Genomic DNA, 16,197 nt, shown 5'->3' on the forward strand with positions numbered 1-16,197 from the left:
GACGCTGCCGCTCGCTCAGGTTCCGCAAAAAGTACGAAAAACCGCCGCGCTGGGGTCCGCCGGCAGGGTATAGGTCTCGCGGCCAGGCTGCTCTTCATAAGGCCGGGCGAGAACCTCGCGCAGCGCTTCAAACGGCGCGAAGTCACCTTCGTAGGCGGCGGCCAAGGCTTCCTCGACCCGCAGGTTGCGCGGGATATACAGCGGATTCACCGCCCGCATGCGCGTGGCGATGATCTCGATATCGGCCTCCTCCTGCGTCAGCCGCTCGCGCCAGCGTGCTAACCATGCCTCGATGGCGTCGGTGCGCTCGAAGAGTTCGAGTAGCGGTGCCTGTGCCTGCGGTGCCTCGGCGGCGGCACACAGCTCGCGAAAGGTCAGAGTGAAATCGGCTTTCCCGGCGTGCATGGCCTCGAGCAGTGCATCGACCAGCTCGCGGTCGCCCGTCTCTTCGCGCTCAAGGCCCAGCTTGGCACGCATCACCGCCAGCCACTGCGCCTCGTACTGCTCGGGGAACGCCTCGATCAACGCCGTGGCCCGTTCGACTGCGCGCTCCTGGTCGGTATCGATCAGTGGCAACAGCGTCTCCGCCAGACGCACGAGATTCCACTGGATCATTCGCGGCTGGTTGGCGTAGGCGTAGCGTCCGCCCTCGTCGATGGAGCTGAACACCGTGCGCGGATCATAGGCTTCCATGAAGGCACAGGGACCGAAGTCGATGGTCTCGCCGGAGATCGCCGTGTTGTCGGTATTCATCACGCCATGAATGAAGCCCACCCCCATCCACTGGGCGACCAGCGCGGCCTGGCGCGCCATCACCGCCTCCAGCAGCGCCAGATAGCGCTCGTCTTCGGGCAGCGTAGCGAGCTCGGAGTAGTGGCGCTCGATGACATGGTCGGCCAGCACGCGCAGCGCTTCAAGATCGCTGCGGGCGACGAAGTACTGGAACGTGCCCACACGAATGTGGCTGGCAGCCACGCGGGTCAGCACACCGCCGGGTTCGAGCGTGCGTCGGGCGACCCGCTCGCCGGTGGTGACGGCAGCCAGGGCCCGGGTGGTAGGGATGCCCATGGCGTGCATCGCCTCGCTGACCAGGTACTCGCGCAGCACCGGCCCCAGCGGAGAGCGCCCGTCGCCGCCGCGCGAAAAGGGCGTGCGCCCCGCCCCCTTGAGGTGGATATCGCGTAGCCGTCCGTGGCGGTCGGTGACTTCTCCGAGTAGCACCGCGCGGCCATCGCCCAAGCGCGGCGAGAAGCCTCCGAACTGATGCCCGGCATAGGCCATGGCCAAAGGCTCGGCCCCCGGCGGCACGGCGTTGCCGGCAAACCACGCCGCCGCCTGCTCTTCATCGAAAGCGTCGAGATCGAAGCCCAGCTCCTCGGCCAGGGGGCGGTTGAAGGCTACCAGCTCGGGCGCCTTCACCGGCACGGGATCGAAACGTTCATAGAAGCGCTCCGGCAATGTCACGTAGCGCAGGGAAAAATCGGGAAACATGGTGACTCCAGCGGCATCGGGCCGAATGACGAATGACTGTCCTGTCCCGACAAGGGTAGGCCATGCCGGGTATCGATGCCGGTCCAGGACCATTCAGAAGGGGGCTTAACACTTAAAACCTGTCCGAAAAGTGCCTGTGCTCGCCTGCTTTCAGGCAGAAGGTCGAGGTAATGATCAGCTCTCAGAGCAAGTAGTTAGCCGCATGGACCATTATCTTTTAGGCTAAAGGCGTCTTAAAGCTTCTTGAGGCTGATTTACTGCTAATAACTTGGATGAACCTGGCCTTTTCCTAGTTATTTATTGTCCTGCGTTCTCTTAAGACTGCTGTGTCATCCCTGCCGTAAAAAATGAGACCATTTCTTCAAGGTCATTATCATCTTTTACATGGATACTCGGCGTTAGCTCTTCTAATCTATTTGTTCCGGAAAATGCATATAAGTATGCACCGATAATATAAGATAGTCGCCGCATGACGGCTATCTCGTCTAAACGAGGCAGTGCCTTCTGAAACGCTTTTGCATAGGCTTTTGTCGACTCATCATATACATCCCGTCGAAGCTCAAGAGAGAATTTCTCGGGCTCCATATGCAACCGCGCATGTAGCCGAAGAAAAGCTCGCCCCTGCTTGGTTTCGCGCAGCTTGCTCGAGGGGGCTAAGAAAGCTCTCACCAAACTGTCTACTGAGAGTTCACTGCCGGAAGCATTCAGTGCGTTAAGAGCCACCATCCTAGCATCTGCCACCTCACAACCTTTACGCATGAAAACTTCTCGGAAAAGGTTCTCCTTTGTATTGAAGTAATACGTGATTAAAGCGGTCGTAGCACCGACGGCCTGTGCAACATGCCTCATTGAGGCACCAGCGTACCCCTGCTCAGCAAACAAAACCTCTGCAGCGTCTAGGATCTGTTCGCGGAGTCCAGTTTGCCCAGCCGGCCGCCCGGGGCGCTTTTTGCTACTGCTGCCTGCCATAGGACATTACCATATATTAATTAGTCGAATGGTTAATAAAGACAGCATGTTACCTTAACCTGTCAGGAGCAGCTAGCGAATCAGGGCGCGACTGCTCCTATGAATGGACTAATCGCCTTAAGGGGTTTGTTGCTCGTATCGTTGCAGGAAGTTGTCTTTCGTTTCGACAGAGGCATATTTCTGGCGCATATCGAACAGGTTGGCCTCATGCGGACCCAAGGCTCTATCGCCGACACAATCTTCTAGTACTACCGGGTAGAAGCCATACGACATGGCATCTACCACACTGGCACGAACACAACCGCTGGTTACGCAGCCCGCCACTAACAGGGTGCCGACACGCTTCTCCGTAAGCCAAGCTGCCAGAAGCGTCCCAGCGAAGGCGGAAGGATTGCGCTTGCATACTACCAATTCGCCTGTGACGGGTGCCAGTTCCGATACGATCTGGCTGTTTGGATGCGTCTCGGTCAGCCTACCCATGCTCGGCACTTTCTTGGCAAACACGTTGTGATCGCTGCCGTCGTCGGCAAAGACGATACGTGTATGCACCACTGGCCAACCATGTCCCCTCGCTTCTGCCAGCAGCGGTATGGTGGCTTCAATCGCCGAGCGGATGTTGCCACCGCCCAAGATGCCGGGGTCTGCAAAACCATTGACAAAATCAATGATCAACAACGCAACGTTATCCACGATCGGCAATGCCCCACCGAAGCCTTGGCTCTCGTAGACCGCTTCTTCGGTGTGGTTCATGTCAGGGTCTCTTCTACGACTACACCATCGTTCACCATCGGCTCGCCATCGAGGTAGACGGAGCAGTGACGCAAGGGAATATCGATATGGCAGGTCGTGGTCCGGCTGCCGCCCCCTTCATTATTGGGCCCCAGAGAGAACAGGAAGTTGCCATCGAAGGCGCGGGCATCCATTCCCAAAGTTGCCTCGCGGTCGTAGAGGCCCAGGGTCGACCAGCGGGCTCGCTTCTGCAAACCCCAGCCAATGTGCGAGATGGCGTAGGCTTCGGGATCCTCGAAGGCTGCCATGTAGTCCTTGAGCAGATCAGCGTCGACGCCCCCATCGATGGCAGTGACATAGCCAGCCTCTACCTTCATCTCGATGGGAGAACCCAGGTAACTTTTTTGCGGCAATAAAATATCGCCGCGGTCGAGCACGATTGTGCCGTTGGCACTGCCCTCGTTGGGAAAGGTAAAGGCGAAACCACTCGGCCAGTGATCCCAACGGCCTGGCTCGTCGACAAAGCCATATTCGCTGACGGCCGGAAACTCGCCCAACGCGAAGCGCACGTCCGTCCCGGTGGACGATGTAACCGCCATCTCCTTGGCCGCCGCAATGCGGGCAGAGGCCTTAAGCACTCGGCTGCGGTCGGCCTGGGTCGGCACCATACGTACCAGTACCTCGGGGGGTTCCACGGCGAGCAGAATTTTAGTGCCGGATTTCAGAATGTCGATCTGCTCCGGCGAAAACAGCAACGTCATAAGGTCGAGAACCAGATCGCTCTCTTTTAATGCGGCGATAGCCGCCTTGTTACCGGTCAGCGGCGTGGTGCCCAAATAAGCCAAGGCATCTCGGCTATGGGCCTTGTCCGCATTCACGGGCGGCAAGTCGAGACGAATCACTCGCGCGCCTTTCAGCGAGGCGGCAATCTGGGCGGTGGCTAGGGTCTGGGGATGCGTGTTCTGACTGGTTAACAGGGTGACAGTCTGTCCGGGCTCAAGCTTGGACAGTGTCAGTACTTCGCTCCAGGCGTTGATCATGTCGCTATCGCTGACGGCCATGGTAGCCTCCTTTATAGTTCAGATGCGGGTTTCGAGAACACGAGATAGCGCGGCATAAAATCCTTCTTCATTGTCCCAAGGAATCATATGCCCAGCGTTTTCCACGCGAGTGATGGCCAAATCCGGTTTCAGTGAAAGCATTTCTTTCTCATCCTCCGGCAGAATTACGCCCCCCCTGCCTGCGACTAGCAGCGCGGTCCGGGCATCGATCCGACCAAGGTCCTGATGAAAATCGTCGTCATGGAAGTCATTAAAAGCCCTAACCACAGCGCCCTCGTTACAGGTGTGAAGCCACTCGGCGCGAAGCCTGAGTTGCTCGTCGGTCCAGGTCGGGCAGAAGTCCCGCATGGCTTCGGCATCCATGCCCCTGAGCGCGGCACGGATGGAATCAACATACCAGGGCAGCTTGGAGGGATAGGCCCGGCGACCGGGGCCAGAGACCGGCGGGTCAACCAACACCAACCTTTCGGGAGAAAGCTGGAAGCGCGCCGTGGCACGACTAGCGATACGTGCGCCCATGGAATGGCCGATGAGCAGATAGTCATGCAGCCCTAATGCGTTGACGAATGCCGTTAGATCTTGCGCTAGAGTATCAATCCCGTAGTTCAGCTCGTCCCCTGCCGAGGAGAGTCCGCGTCCACGGATATCCAAAATGTAAGTCTGAAACTGTCGACCCAAGCGTTCACCGACAAATCCCCAGGTGATGGCGGGGCTTGTGATACCGGGAACGATAACAAGCGGCTTACCGCTATTTCCGTAACAAAGGTAATGTTGCCGAATGCCGTTGGCCTGGATGTTCGCACCGTAACCGTAATTCACGTTATTCCTCCTTAATACTTAATATGCTCCAGATAACAGCGCGCCTGCACCGGGCACGATGGGCTCTAGGTCAAGAGCCTTGAGCAAGGCATACGTGGTAGCAATGGATGCAGTGATAACAGGTTTTCCCGTTTGGGCTTCAACCTTGGCTACAGCAGAAAGTGATGGCATCTGTACACAAGCCGAAAGCACAATGGCATCCACATTCGCAATATCTAGATCGGCAACAATATTTGGAAGGTTATCTGGATTATGGCGAGCTACCGCAAGGTTGTCGGGAATTTCTAGGGCATGCCAGACTTTGATCTCCACTCCTTCATTCTGGATATAGTCTACGACTAGCTCAGTAAGCGGTTTCATATAGGGTGCGACTAGCGCGATACGCTTGGCGCCTAATACTTTTAATCCTTCCACCAAGGCGCCAGCGCTGGTAATAACCGGTGCAGGAGCGTCATTATCGATGGTGACTTGGCGCAAACGCTTCTGGGACTCACGATGATAACCATGCCCCATCGCCATAATTGCCACAAGACAGGCATAGCCCAACACATCGACATGCGCGTCGGAGAGTTCCAGGGCGCAGCGGTCAGACTCAGCGTCCATTGCGGCTAATTCTTCTTTTTTCACATGCTTCATGCGCATTCGGCTGGAATGGAAAGTGAAGCGTTCAGGCCGAATCAGCTGGCGAGCATTAAGCATTGCTGGGATTTCGGTTTCCATTGTGGTGTTGGAACTTGGCACAATTTGTCCGATCCGATAATTTCTCTGCATAGCGCTTTTTCCTGATTAAGCTTTCCGAAAGCCAACTTTGATCGCTAAGAGAAAGCTCATGATGATTAATAAACGGTAGAGCCGTCTATCCTCTTGTACTTAAGGTAAGTCTTGGCGACTGGGCATCGTTGGTCGGCGTGCCATTACTCATGCCTTTAATTGCTCTGTCTCGAAGCGCTCCCGACAATTCGTGGCATCGTATTCATATATCCACTCCGCACGGATACCCACAGCGTTGGGGTTCCTGGCCTGCTCTTGCTGATAAGCAAGATCTCGCTTGCGCAGCTCTTCAGGTGAAGACAAGTGGAAAGTCCGGCCACGCTCGCGAGCCTGTAGTTGGACCTGAGAGGTGCGTGCACGGCGCTCATCCTCATACGCTACTAGTGCAGCTGGAACGTCTCCTTCAAAGTGCGAAAGCGCCTGCGCTAGTACATAACTGTCCTCGATGGCCATGGCGGCCCCCTGGGAAAGGAAAGGCAGCATGGGGTGTGCTGCATCACCTAGAAGAGTGGCATGACCGACGGACCAGCGTGCCATAGGATCATGATCGAACAGCCCCCATTTAAACGTCTGGCTGGGGTCCGTACGTTCGAACAGCTGAGTTAGGTTAGAGTGCCATCCCGTGTATGCATCAAGAAGCTCTTGAGTTGAACTGGGTTCGGTCCAGGATTCTTTAACCCATTCATTAGTCTCAGTAACTGCTACAATATTTACGGCCTTACCCCCTTTCACATAGTAAGTCACTACGTGAGCATTAGGCCCCATCCAAAAGGATGCATCTGGACTTACAAAGGGGAGCGGATGCTCTTCAACTGGCACGAGTGCACGCCAGCACATATGACCTGTGAATTTAGGGTCATATTCCCCCCATAGCGCTCCTCGCACCGCCGAGTGAATACCGTCTGCACCAACAATTAAGTCTGCTTCGAAACGGGTACCATCAGCAAAAATAGCGGTAGAAGATCCTGAATTCTGGACCACATCAGTACATTGGGCACCGAAGGTTACACGATCCTCAGGGATATCTTGGGTGAGGATGGTGTGAAGATCAGCACGGTGAACATGGAAGAATTCAGCACCATAAGCCTTCGGCGAGCTGTCCTTGAGAGGCGTTCTGAACAGTTCGGCAGCTGTTTCCCAGTTTCGGCCAACCATTGCCTCTGGTAAAAAACCAATATCGTACAGCTCATTTTTTAAACCGAGCGCCTTTAGCACTTTGACCGCATTAGGCGTCATCTGCACGCCAGCCCCTACTTCGCCGAAAGCCTGGGCACGTTCGAAGAGGTGGTAATCAATACCCTGTTCCTGCAATGAACGGGCTAAAGCTACCCCTCCGATGCCCCCACCGATTATGCCCACGCGAAACGTTTGGTCCATGCCCTTCTCCTTATTAAATTACCGTACAATTAATTTAACACCCGCACAGAGGCTCATGCTGCAGGAACCCTCCTCTGGCGCTTTTAGCCGACCTTCCGCAAGCCGGTAACCGCTATTGCTATACAAGGCAATCGTACAGCTGATTAGTTTAAAAATTATAACACCGCATCTTCTAACGCAGGCTTCATCTATATGATGATAAATGTCACGATAGCAGGAAACATAATAATCAGAGATAGCCGCACCAGATCAGAAACAATAAACGGCATCACTCCCTTGAATATTTCCCCCAGTCCAACGTGCGGCGCCATCGCCTTTATCATAAAGACGTTTAACCCTACAGGCGGCGTAATCAACCCAAGCTCTACAGTAAGAACCGTTACGATACCGAACCAAATAGGATCTATGCCTAGTGTGCTGATAATAGGATATACTACAGGCACAGTTAAAAGGAGCATGGCGATCGCATCCATAAAGCATCCAAGTACAAAATACAACAGAATGATGCACAACAGGACACCAAGATTAGACAGCCCCAGTCCCATTACATAGTTGGCAGCTTCGAAAGAGATACGCGATACAGAGATGAAGTAGCCCAATGCCTCAGCGCCGGCTATCATAAAGAAAACCACCGAGGAAAGTGCAACGGTTTCAAAGATGGCTTCACATAGTTTTTTTGTTCTAAGCCCTTTAACCACAGCATAAATCATGGTTATAAAAGCACCAACTGAGGCAGCTTCTGTTGGAGTAAACAGCCCTGCATAGATACCGACCACTATTATGAGGAAGACACCTAGAAACGGAATCAACCCTAAAGCCGCCAATATTTTATCCTTTAGCCGATTAGGAGTGCCAGCAGAGGCAAGCCCAGGACTAATTCTAACGACTATGGCTACGGTTAAAGCGTAGAATACCAGCCCCAAAATACCCGGGACCAAACCGGCCAGAAACATGTCTCCAACAGGCTGTTCAGTCAATATTGCATATAAGAGAAGTGCAATGCTAGGTGGAATCATAATGCCAAGTGTACCACCTGCTGCTAATACACCAGTGGCGAGTGAGCTAGCATACCCATTTTGTTCCATTTCAGGCAAAGCTACCCGGCTCATGGTACTGGCTGTAGCCAAGGAAGAACCTGAAATCGAGGCAAAAGCACCGCATGAGGTTACCGCGGCTAGTGCCATTCCGCCCCGCCAGCCGCCAAACATGCTTTTAGAGGCGACAAACAGTTTCTTAGCCATGCCGGAGTACGAGGCTAACACGCCCATTAAGATGAACATGGGGATAGCGCTAAAATTATAGTTTGAAAGCACCTCGACAGGTACAGACTTCACCATTGCTACAGCCGCACCCCAAGTGGTGACTTGAGAGAAGCCGACCACCCCCACCGTCAGCATGCTTAACGCTATTGGTACGCGAAGAATCATAAGCGCTAGAAGCGCTAATAAGCCTACTCCTCCGAGAAGCTCAGAGCTCATGGACTTTTTCCCCTTCAAGACTATATACCATCCCGAGCACTGCCTGGATCAGGCATCTCAGCGCGAAGGCCATGCTTAGCACAGCAGAAGCCTTGTAAATAGGCCCCATCGATATTGCTAGATCCTGCGTTACCTCTCCAAACTGAGCGGCGCTTACACCTTCTTCCCATAAGCCCCAGGCAAGTATTAATCCCACCGCAAAGAAACCTAACAAATATAGCCCAGCTATTCTTCGCTTGATGCTTTCTGGGAGTTTATGAGTAAAGGCTTCGACCACGACTTGGCTTTTCTCTACGTTGGCGGCCATGGCCGCCAACAGAGAAATAAGCAACAAATAGCTTACCAGCTCAACACTTCCGATAATTGTTAAATCTATAGATCCGGAGGTTAGCTTAAAAAGGTAACGCGTCCCTACATCAGCCACCGTAACTAGCATAACGGAGAACAATCCCAAGCCAGCAGTATAGCGACATACTCGCTCTAGCAATTTGCTTGTAGCCTCTAACCAGCTCATGGCATACTCCTTCAGCTAGAAGCACAATGAGTTTGTGCTTCCTTAGCCGCCGTATAGACTCGATCTACTCCGTCAATCCCTCTACCTTCTAGGCTGGTTAGATAGCTCTGTATGCCTGCCTTAAGTAAAGCTGACCATTCTGGATTTTCCAAGGGATTATCTATAACATTAATATTATGTCCCGCCTGAACAGCCTCCTGCTTCCCTGCCTTGTCAATTTGATCGAAGACCTCACCAGCTATGCTTGTCCACTTCATACCGCTATTATTATCAATAGCTTCACGTGCTTTGGGCGAAAGCTTCTGATAAGCATGCTCGTTCATGGTTGCAACAAAGGTGAGCGTATAGAGGGGCACCTGGGTATGGCTATTTGTAATATCATTTAATCCAAATACCTTTACTCCTTCCCAAGATGTCGTCAGGCCATCCATTACTCCACGTTGAAGGGAAGTATAAACCTCAGGCATGGGCATACCGATAGGCTGCGCTCCCATGCTTTCGAGCATGCCGCCTACAACAGCTGTTGGACGCCGAACGCGTAGTCCCTCAAAATCTTTTGGTGTCTTTACTTCGACGTCCTTTAAGTGCAGGTACCCTGGCCCGTGCGTAAACAGAAAGAGAACATGGGAATCCTTGTATTCTTCCTTAATGGCTCCCTCATCATAAAGCGTCTGAACCATGCATGAGCCCTGCTGCGCGCTGTTGACCATGCCAGGCAGTTCTACTATTTGCGTCAGAGGGAAGCGCCCCGCCGTATACCCCTGTGCCGTTATAGCAATATCGGATATACCTTTGACTGCACCTTGATAAGACTTGTCTGCTTGGCTCAGTGTTTCTGAAGGGAAACTCTGAATCTTAATCTCCCCCTCTGAGTCTTCTTCAACAGCGTTCGCCCAAGCTTCGAAAATTTCCTTGTTAATTTTGGACTCAGCAGGCCAGAAATGGGAAAGCCGTAGAGTTGTCGAAGCATGAGAGTTGAACGTAGCGCCAGCAATAGCGATAGCCAACATACTTTGCATAATTTTTTTGTTCATGGTTTCTCCTTATAATTATTGATCTTGTTAAGTATTCAGCAGACGGGCATCAACCGACCATATGCACCGTCCACCAAGCTTTTTGTATTATTTGTACGACCATTTAATTCTATTCAAAATTATCGCATCATTCATGATTCTGCAAGGGACGAGAGAAAATAAAAATTTATCTTTTAAAACAAAAAGTTGAAAGCTGAATATCGCGATAGCCTAGGATAGCAAAGCGAGTTTCGTTCGAGATTATGTTCGTTCACTAGCGGGATGACACCCGCTGTCAGCACTGCAAGTCGCTCTTCGTAGCCCACATTCTGCCAACATACCGACTCTCCAGCCATGGAGCAGATTCGCCTACCGAACCATAAAGTGCGCGGCCGCTAGGAAGCTTTCCCGCTTGGCGAGCTGACACCCTCCTTCCAGGTGCGCTTTCGGTTGGCCAGGCAATAGGCAAGCGTTAATTGAGAATGCTTATCAGGAATGATAGCCTTCTCCCACCGCAACGGGGGACAACGGGGGAATACACGCCATGGCCGCACAGCAAAGCTACCGAATCTTCGACGTCACCCTCTCCCGGCGTACCCAGGTCAGCCCGTCGCTAGTCAGGTTCACCTTCACCGGCCCCGAGGTCGGCCAGATGGCTACCCATGCGCCGGATCAGCGCATCAAGCTGTTCTTCCCCTGCTCCGGCCCCGGCAACGAAGGCAGCCTCGAGGCGCTTTTCGAGATCGCCAGACTGAAAGAGCATGACTGGTACGGCGCCTACCGTGCCCTGCCCGATGCCCAACGCCCGCCGATGCGCACCTATACCATCCGCGAGCTACGTCCGGCCCGCGCCGAGGTCGACGTCGAGTTCGTGCTCCACGGCGACAACGGTCCCGCCTCGCGCTGGGCAATGCATGCCCGCCCCGGCGACCGCTTGGCGATGACCGCCCCGATAGCCGACACCGACGCTGCCCCGGTGGGGTTTGAATGGAAGCCACCGCGTGGGGTACGGCGCATCCTGGTCGTGGCCGACGAGACTGCCCTGCCGGCGGCAGCCGGGATTCTGGAAGCGCTCGCCGCACGTTCCGACCGCCCATTGGTACAAGCGCTGGTCGAGGTACCGAAAGGCGGTGATGAGCAGACGTTGACGCCTACCGCCCAGGTACGCTGGCTACCACGTGATGCCGCGCCCGGGTGTGCCCAGGGCGAGCGACTGCTGCGAGCGGTGCGCGACCTCGACCTGGACCAGGAGATTCACGCCCTGGGCTGTCGGCCCGGAAGTGCAGCCGGAAGTATAGAGAGCGCCGATGACGCCGCCGACGACGGCCTGTTCTGGGAGGCCGCAAGCATTGATGACAGCGCGCCCTTCTACGCCTGGATCGCCGCGGAAACCAAAGTGGCGCGCGGCATTCGTCGCTATCTGGTCAATGAGCGCGGGCTGCCCAAGCGCTACGTCACCAGCATGGGCTACTGGTGCGAGGGCAAGGTGCTGGGCTAGCGCGCGGCGATACGGTCACCATTCCCTAACCCTCGGCACTCTTCTCGCCCAGACACACCCGCAAGCCCGAGCAAGCGCGCGCTGCGCGTCGCCCTCCCCGCTGCCAATACCGACAAGCCCCTCAAGTGGATGCTGCCCAGCCGCCTGCAAGCGGTGGACAGCGTATTCGCCATGGCCGAACACAAGTCCCAAGGTGCAGAATTTACCCACACCGCGCTGGTGCTGCCCTGGCGCGCCTAACCCGGTCCTGACTAGAGAATTAGTCTACTCGAGCATTACTCGAGCCAAACATTGCTTTACATTGATGTAAAGCGGGCATAGGAATTAGATGAAGCGGTGTTAAGGGAAGTGATGCGGATGAAGGGGCTGGCATGAGCCAATTAAAGGCAGCTTACGACCCTAAGCGGACCTTCTTGTCTGGCGCACCGACAAGAAGGGCGGGAAGCTGCCGTTCGCTGCAGTGGCCATTCCGACATAGTACAGAGTGAAAAGCCGACATTGATATTTTGGAAACTTACGTCGCGATCTAGCTACTGAGTGATGCATCGGTATTCCTAAATGTCGTGTGATCAATCATATGGACCTGCAATATATTATGCTGCGGTGCTACGATGGCGATCTTTGAAATCGAGAAAGATGACCTACTTCGCTTGTCCGATACTCTTCTAGAAGAATTGATTGCACGTCTTGCTGAGGCGGAGGTTGCTGCAAACGGGTATAGCCCAGCGAGCGTCAGTTGGTCGGGCTCGATCAAGGCTCCTGACGAAGGCATCGACATTCATGTGCAGGTAAATGCTTCCGAAATCGACACAGGCTTCTTAATCCGTCCAGATACGATTCTTCAGTCCAAAAAGGACTCTATGCCGAAATCCGCGATCTCTGCAGAGATGGCGAAAGATGGCGACCTGAACCCAATACTGGCAAACCAAGCGAAGATCGGCGGCAGCTATATCATTGTGAGCCTCTCCGACGATTGTTCGCCACCAATGAAAAAGGACCGACTCGACGCCATGCAGGCGGCTGTCGCGAATGATCCCAACAAAGATAACATCCACCTCGACTTCTTCGACCGTTCCAAGCTGGTTCAATGGTTGCGACAGCACCCATCGGTTTTGCTCTGGGTGAAAAGCAAGCTCGGTCAAGGATATTCGGGCTGGCAACCGTATGGGGCGTGGAGCAACCCTCCAAATGGATCACCTGACACGCTAATCTCCGCCCCAGGCGTCATAGTCCATGTGCCGACAGAGCGAGGTCAGGAGCTTTCAATTGAGGACGCCATTGAACCTATGCGGCGTCTCATCCACACCTCGAACAAAGCGATCCGCATCACGGGGCTTTCCGGTGTTGGTAAGACACGGATCGTTCAAGCACTCTTTGACGAAACCGTAGGAGACGATCCTCTAGATAGGACAATCGCCGTCTACGTGGACACAGGACAAGACCCTAATCCCTCTGCATCTTCAATGCTTGACCGGCTTATTGCCGAGGGGCGTCGCGCGGTAATGATCCTCGACAACTGCCCGTCCGATCTGCATTCGGCATTGGCAAGCAAGGTGTCGGCTGCAAGAGGTGATGTCAGCCTGGTCACTGTCGAATACGATATCAGGGACGACAAACCGCAAACTACAGAAGTAATACACATTGAGGCCAACGGGCCAGAAGTCGCCGAAGAACTTCTTCTGCGGCGATTCCCTACAATTGGACAAGGCAATGCTCGGCGAGTAGCCGAGTTTGCCGACGGTAATTCCAGGGTGGCCTTGGCCATTGCAGAACGGGTCGAACAAGGTGAGAGCCTAGCCGAACTTTCCGACGCCGAGTTGTTTGATCGTCTTTTCCAGCAACGGAAGGGGCCAGATGGTGATCTTCGCGAAAAAGCCGAAACTCTGTCTCTCGTTTTTTCATTTTCGGTTTCTGATCCTGAGGTTGGTCAGGATGAACTAGAAGCCTTGGGCTCGATTTCAGGGTACACACAAGCGCAACTGTTCCGAGCCACGAAGAAGCTGGCGGACCGCCATGTTGTCCAAAAGAGAGCCTTTTGGAGGGCTATACTGCCCCATGCTGTAGCAAACAGGCTGGCAAGCTCCGCGCTTGAGAGCGTTCCTGTAGAGACCCTGAGATCAACATTTGAGGCGCCTGGAAACAGTCGGCTTCTCATGTCATTCGCACATAGGCTTGGTCTAATGCACGATCACCCTGTGGCACGAGAAATTGTAGAGGCATGGCTTCAGCCAGACGGTCTCTTGGGTCGCATTTCGGACCTCGATAAGAATGGATCGAGGATACTGAACTATATCGGACCAGTCGCACCAGATGCACTGCTTGACCGGATCGAAGCCGAACTCACCGCTCCAGGCTTTCAGGGAATGGAGCCAAAGCATAACCCTCGAAGGACCACTATCCTAAACCTGCTTAAATCGTTGGCATACGAGGCACATGCATTTGACCGCTGCATGTCACTTCTGATCCGCGTTGCGGACCATGAAGACGAGAGCAACAATTACGATGCGGTTAGGGACAAGATTTCGGGGTTCTTCCAACCCTATCTGTCCGGCACACATGCTTCGATGCAGCAACGTCTTGCCATTGTTGAAGAATGCCTGGGCTCTGAAGATCAGGGGCGGCGTTCGTTGGGTATCAAGTTGCTTTCAACAGCATTGGATGGGCCGCCTTGGACAGGCTTTGGGCTCAACGAGTTCGGGGCACGTCCCAGGGACTACGGCTACCGTCCGACCCATGATCAGCTCGTTGAGTGGCGCACTGCTTTCATGAATTTGGCGGTGCGGCTGGCAAATTCAGACGACGAGGACATCAAGAGCCGTGCACGATTGGTTCTGGCGAATGAGTTTCGCGGTCTATGGCGCCATGAAGCAATACGGGACGAACTTGTCGCAGCAGCACGGGCGATCAATGATCACCAGCCATGGGGCGAAGGCTGGAAGGCGGTTCGCTCGATCATCTATTTCGATCACACAAAACAAAAAGACGAACCTGAACCAGAACCGCTTCCCCAGGACCTCGCCGATCTAGATCGGGACCTGGAGCCTCGCGACCTGATTGCAAAGATCAAGACATACGTTCTGGGCAAAGGGCATGACTACTGGGCACTGGATGACGAGTTCGACGACAGCAGCGATGATAAGTATCGGGATGCTGAAGATCGGTTAGCCACAAAGGCAACAGATTTAGGTGAGAGCTTTGCAGCCTCTGACCATGAACTCGATGAGTTGGGTTCTGAATTGTTTTCCAGAGAATGGATGCCCTATCGCAGGGCGTTCGGGATCGGCCTTGCTAAGGGGTCCCACAATTATCGTGAAGGTTGGCAAGACTTGCTGGAACACCTCGCTCGGTCATCCGGTTCGAACCACGACTTTGCGGTGATTGGTGGCTTCATCGAAGAGGTTGCCGCCAATGACAATGCGCTTTCGAGAGAACTCTTGGATGAATGTGCGGAACACTCGGAACTTCGGAAAGTCCTTGTAGGCCTGCATTCATGGGATGACTTCACAGAGAGCGATCTGGATCGGTGCATGGCCCTGCTCGACAATGAAGAAACACGGACTTGGATGTTCGGGCCTATTCTTTGGCGGGATAACTACGCACACCTTCCGTCCGAACGTTTGTTGGAGCTTGCACAGAAGCTACTGGCCAAGTCGGACGGTGACGACACACTACTCGAAGCACTCAGTATGAAACTGCACGGGAAGAACCCTGCGGACGATACGTTAGGACCTGAACTAAGAAAACTTGGTTTGAAGGCGGCAACCAAATCCCTGTTGGCCGATCACAGTGACCCTGGTGGCAGCAAAGACTACCGCATGGAAAATGTCATCAAGGCCGCACTTAGCTTCGACGGCAACGACGCCGAAAAGATAGAGTGGGTGGATACCATATTCTCTGTCGTGGACGAGCGCTACGGCTACATTCATTCGTTCGAGAAAGCGATTGAAACTACAGCAGGACTGATGCCCAAGGCATTTCTGAATCGTGTTTTCCAAGGGACAGAGGACCAGCAGCATCGACGCACCTTTTTCATTCGTCACGGGGGTATACGGCGCTGCCCGCTCTCCAAGATCGATGTGGCCGACCTGATTGAGTGGTGTCAGCAACGGAATGAAGCGGATGTCTGGGGTTTGGTCGCGTCAGGTATCAGGCTTTGGGAGAAAGGCGATGGGAACAGGGATGGCTCTTCCATAACGTCATCCGGTGTTGAGTTTCTTGAAGCCGCCCCAGAGCCCGAGCCAGTCCTTCACGCCTACGCGGATCGTGTCACACCATCGTCTTGGTCTGGGAGCCGTGCAGATGTCATGCAGCCGAGGACCGATGCCATTGCCGAACTGACGCAGCATAAGCGGGAAGAGATAGCCAAGGCCGCTGGATCAGTGTCCGATCGACTGACCATGGAAATCGAACGCGAACGGATGCGTGACAGACAAAGAGATGAGGAACGCGAACAGCGTTTTGAGTGATATCGCGCAAT

General features: G+C 54.1%; 12 protein-coding genes and 1 pseudogene. 2 read left to right on the plus strand and 11 right to left on the minus strand.

Annotated elements, in window-relative coordinates; translation table 11 throughout:
• Positions 1-15: 15 nt before the first annotated feature.
• From ACW4DH_RS04380 to ACW4DH_RS04430, 11 genes and pseudogenes are all read right to left on the minus strand, one after another.
• The gene (locus ACW4DH_RS04380) at positions 16-1,491 is read right to left on the minus strand and encodes a protein adenylyltransferase SelO (RefSeq protein WP_459635143.1); all 1,476 of its coding nucleotides are present in this window, start codon (positions 1,489-1,491) and stop codon (positions 16-18) included.
• Positions 1,492-1,806: 315 nt separating this feature from the next.
• The gene (locus ACW4DH_RS04385; protein ID WP_459635524.1) at positions 1,807-2,250 is read right to left on the minus strand and encodes a hypothetical protein; all 444 of its coding nucleotides are present in this window, start codon (positions 2,248-2,250) and stop codon (positions 1,807-1,809) included.
• A gap of 15 nt (positions 2,251-2,265) precedes the next feature.
• Positions 2,266-2,460, minus strand: a pseudogene (locus ACW4DH_RS04390) (TetR/AcrR family transcriptional regulator); the annotation flags it as partial.
• Positions 2,461-2,577: 117 nt separating this feature from the next.
• Entirely contained in the window at positions 2,578-3,210 is a 633-nt protein-coding gene (locus tag ACW4DH_RS04395; protein ID WP_459635144.1) for an isochorismatase family protein, read from the minus strand.
• Positions 3,207-4,250 carry a M29 family metallopeptidase gene (locus ACW4DH_RS04400; RefSeq protein WP_459635145.1) on the minus strand — a complete coding sequence of 348 codons (1,044 nt, stop codon included), beginning with the start codon at positions 4,248-4,250 and terminating at the stop codon, positions 3,207-3,209. The genes ACW4DH_RS04395 and ACW4DH_RS04400 overlap by 4 nt, the downstream gene beginning before the upstream one ends.
• Positions 4,251-4,268: 18 nt before the next feature.
• A complete protein-coding gene (locus ACW4DH_RS04405) occupies positions 4,269-5,069 on the minus strand; it encodes an alpha/beta fold hydrolase (RefSeq protein ID WP_459635146.1) in 801 nt (266 codons plus the stop codon).
• A gap of 18 nt (positions 5,070-5,087) precedes the next feature.
• Positions 5,088-5,840: a maleate cis-trans isomerase family protein gene (locus ACW4DH_RS04410; RefSeq protein WP_459635147.1), complete on the minus strand. Its 753-nt coding sequence runs from the start codon at positions 5,838-5,840 to the stop codon at positions 5,088-5,090.
• 147 nt (positions 5,841-5,987) lie between these two features.
• On the minus strand, positions 5,988-7,217 hold the full coding sequence (locus ACW4DH_RS04415; protein ID WP_459635148.1) for an FAD-dependent monooxygenase: 1,230 nt from the start codon (positions 7,215-7,217) through the stop codon (positions 5,988-5,990).
• Between the two features lie 188 nt (positions 7,218-7,405).
• Positions 7,406-8,695: a TRAP transporter large permease gene (locus tag ACW4DH_RS04420; RefSeq protein WP_459635149.1), complete on the minus strand. Its 1,290-nt coding sequence runs from the start codon at positions 8,693-8,695 to the stop codon at positions 7,406-7,408.
• A complete protein-coding gene (locus ACW4DH_RS04425; RefSeq protein WP_459635150.1) occupies positions 8,685-9,209 on the minus strand; it encodes a TRAP transporter small permease in 525 nt (174 codons plus the stop codon). Before ACW4DH_RS04425 ends, ACW4DH_RS04420 begins: the two co-directional genes overlap by 11 nt.
• Before the next feature lie 11 nt (positions 9,210-9,220).
• Complete coding sequence (locus ACW4DH_RS04430; protein WP_459635151.1) at positions 9,221-10,243, minus strand: TRAP transporter substrate-binding protein; 1,023 nt, start codon at positions 10,241-10,243, stop codon at positions 9,221-9,223.
• Positions 10,244-10,766: 523 nt separating this feature from the next.
• Here ACW4DH_RS04430 and ACW4DH_RS04435 point away from each other — a divergent pair.
• Both ACW4DH_RS04435 and ACW4DH_RS04440 read left to right on the plus strand, forming a co-directional pair.
• Entirely contained in the window at positions 10,767-11,720 is a 954-nt protein-coding gene (locus tag ACW4DH_RS04435; protein ID WP_459635152.1) for a siderophore-interacting protein, read from the plus strand.
• Positions 11,721-12,331: 611 nt separating this feature from the next.
• Positions 12,332-16,186, plus strand: coding sequence for a hypothetical protein (locus tag ACW4DH_RS04440; protein WP_459635153.1), 3,855 nt, complete (start codon positions 12,332-12,334; stop codon positions 16,184-16,186).
• The last annotated feature ends 11 nt before the right edge of the window (positions 16,187-16,197 follow it).

The organism is Halomonas sp. WWR20, assembly GCF_054602495.1.

What these genes read in the sequence shown, in the direction of transcription:
- ACW4DH_RS04380 (WP_459635143.1), bottom strand. Translation starts at nt 1,491, where the DNA reads ATGTTTCCCGATTTTTCCCTGCGCTACGTGACATTGCCGGAGCGCTTC.
- ACW4DH_RS04385 (WP_459635524.1), bottom strand. Translation starts at nt 2,250, where the DNA reads ATGCGTAAAGGTTGTGAGGTGGCAGATGCTAGGATGGTGGCTCTTAAC.
- ACW4DH_RS04395 (WP_459635144.1), bottom strand. Translation starts at nt 3,210, where the DNA reads ATGAACCACACCGAAGAAGCGGTCTACGAGAGCCAAGGCTTCGGTGGG.
- ACW4DH_RS04400 (WP_459635145.1), bottom strand. Translation starts at nt 4,250, where the DNA reads ATGGCCGTCAGCGATAGCGACATGATCAACGCCTGGAGCGAAGTACTG.
- ACW4DH_RS04410 (WP_459635147.1), bottom strand. Translation starts at nt 5,840, where the DNA reads ATGCAGAGAAATTATCGGATCGGACAAATTGTGCCAAGTTCCAACACC.
- ACW4DH_RS04415 (WP_459635148.1), bottom strand. Translation starts at nt 7,217, where the DNA reads ATGGACCAAACGTTTCGCGTGGGCATAATCGGTGGGGGCATCGGAGGG.
- ACW4DH_RS04420 (WP_459635149.1), bottom strand. Translation starts at nt 8,695, where the DNA reads ATGAGCTCTGAGCTTCTCGGAGGAGTAGGCTTATTAGCGCTTCTAGCG.
- ACW4DH_RS04425 (WP_459635150.1), bottom strand. Translation starts at nt 9,209, where the DNA reads ATGAGCTGGTTAGAGGCTACAAGCAAATTGCTAGAGCGAGTATGTCGC.
- ACW4DH_RS04430 (WP_459635151.1), bottom strand. Translation starts at nt 10,243, where the DNA reads ATGAACAAAAAAATTATGCAAAGTATGTTGGCTATCGCTATTGCTGGC.
- ACW4DH_RS04435 (WP_459635152.1), top strand. Translation starts at nt 10,767, where the DNA reads ATGGCCGCACAGCAAAGCTACCGAATCTTCGACGTCACCCTCTCCCGG.
- ACW4DH_RS04440 (WP_459635153.1), top strand. Translation starts at nt 12,332, where the DNA reads ATGGCGATCTTTGAAATCGAGAAAGATGACCTACTTCGCTTGTCCGAT.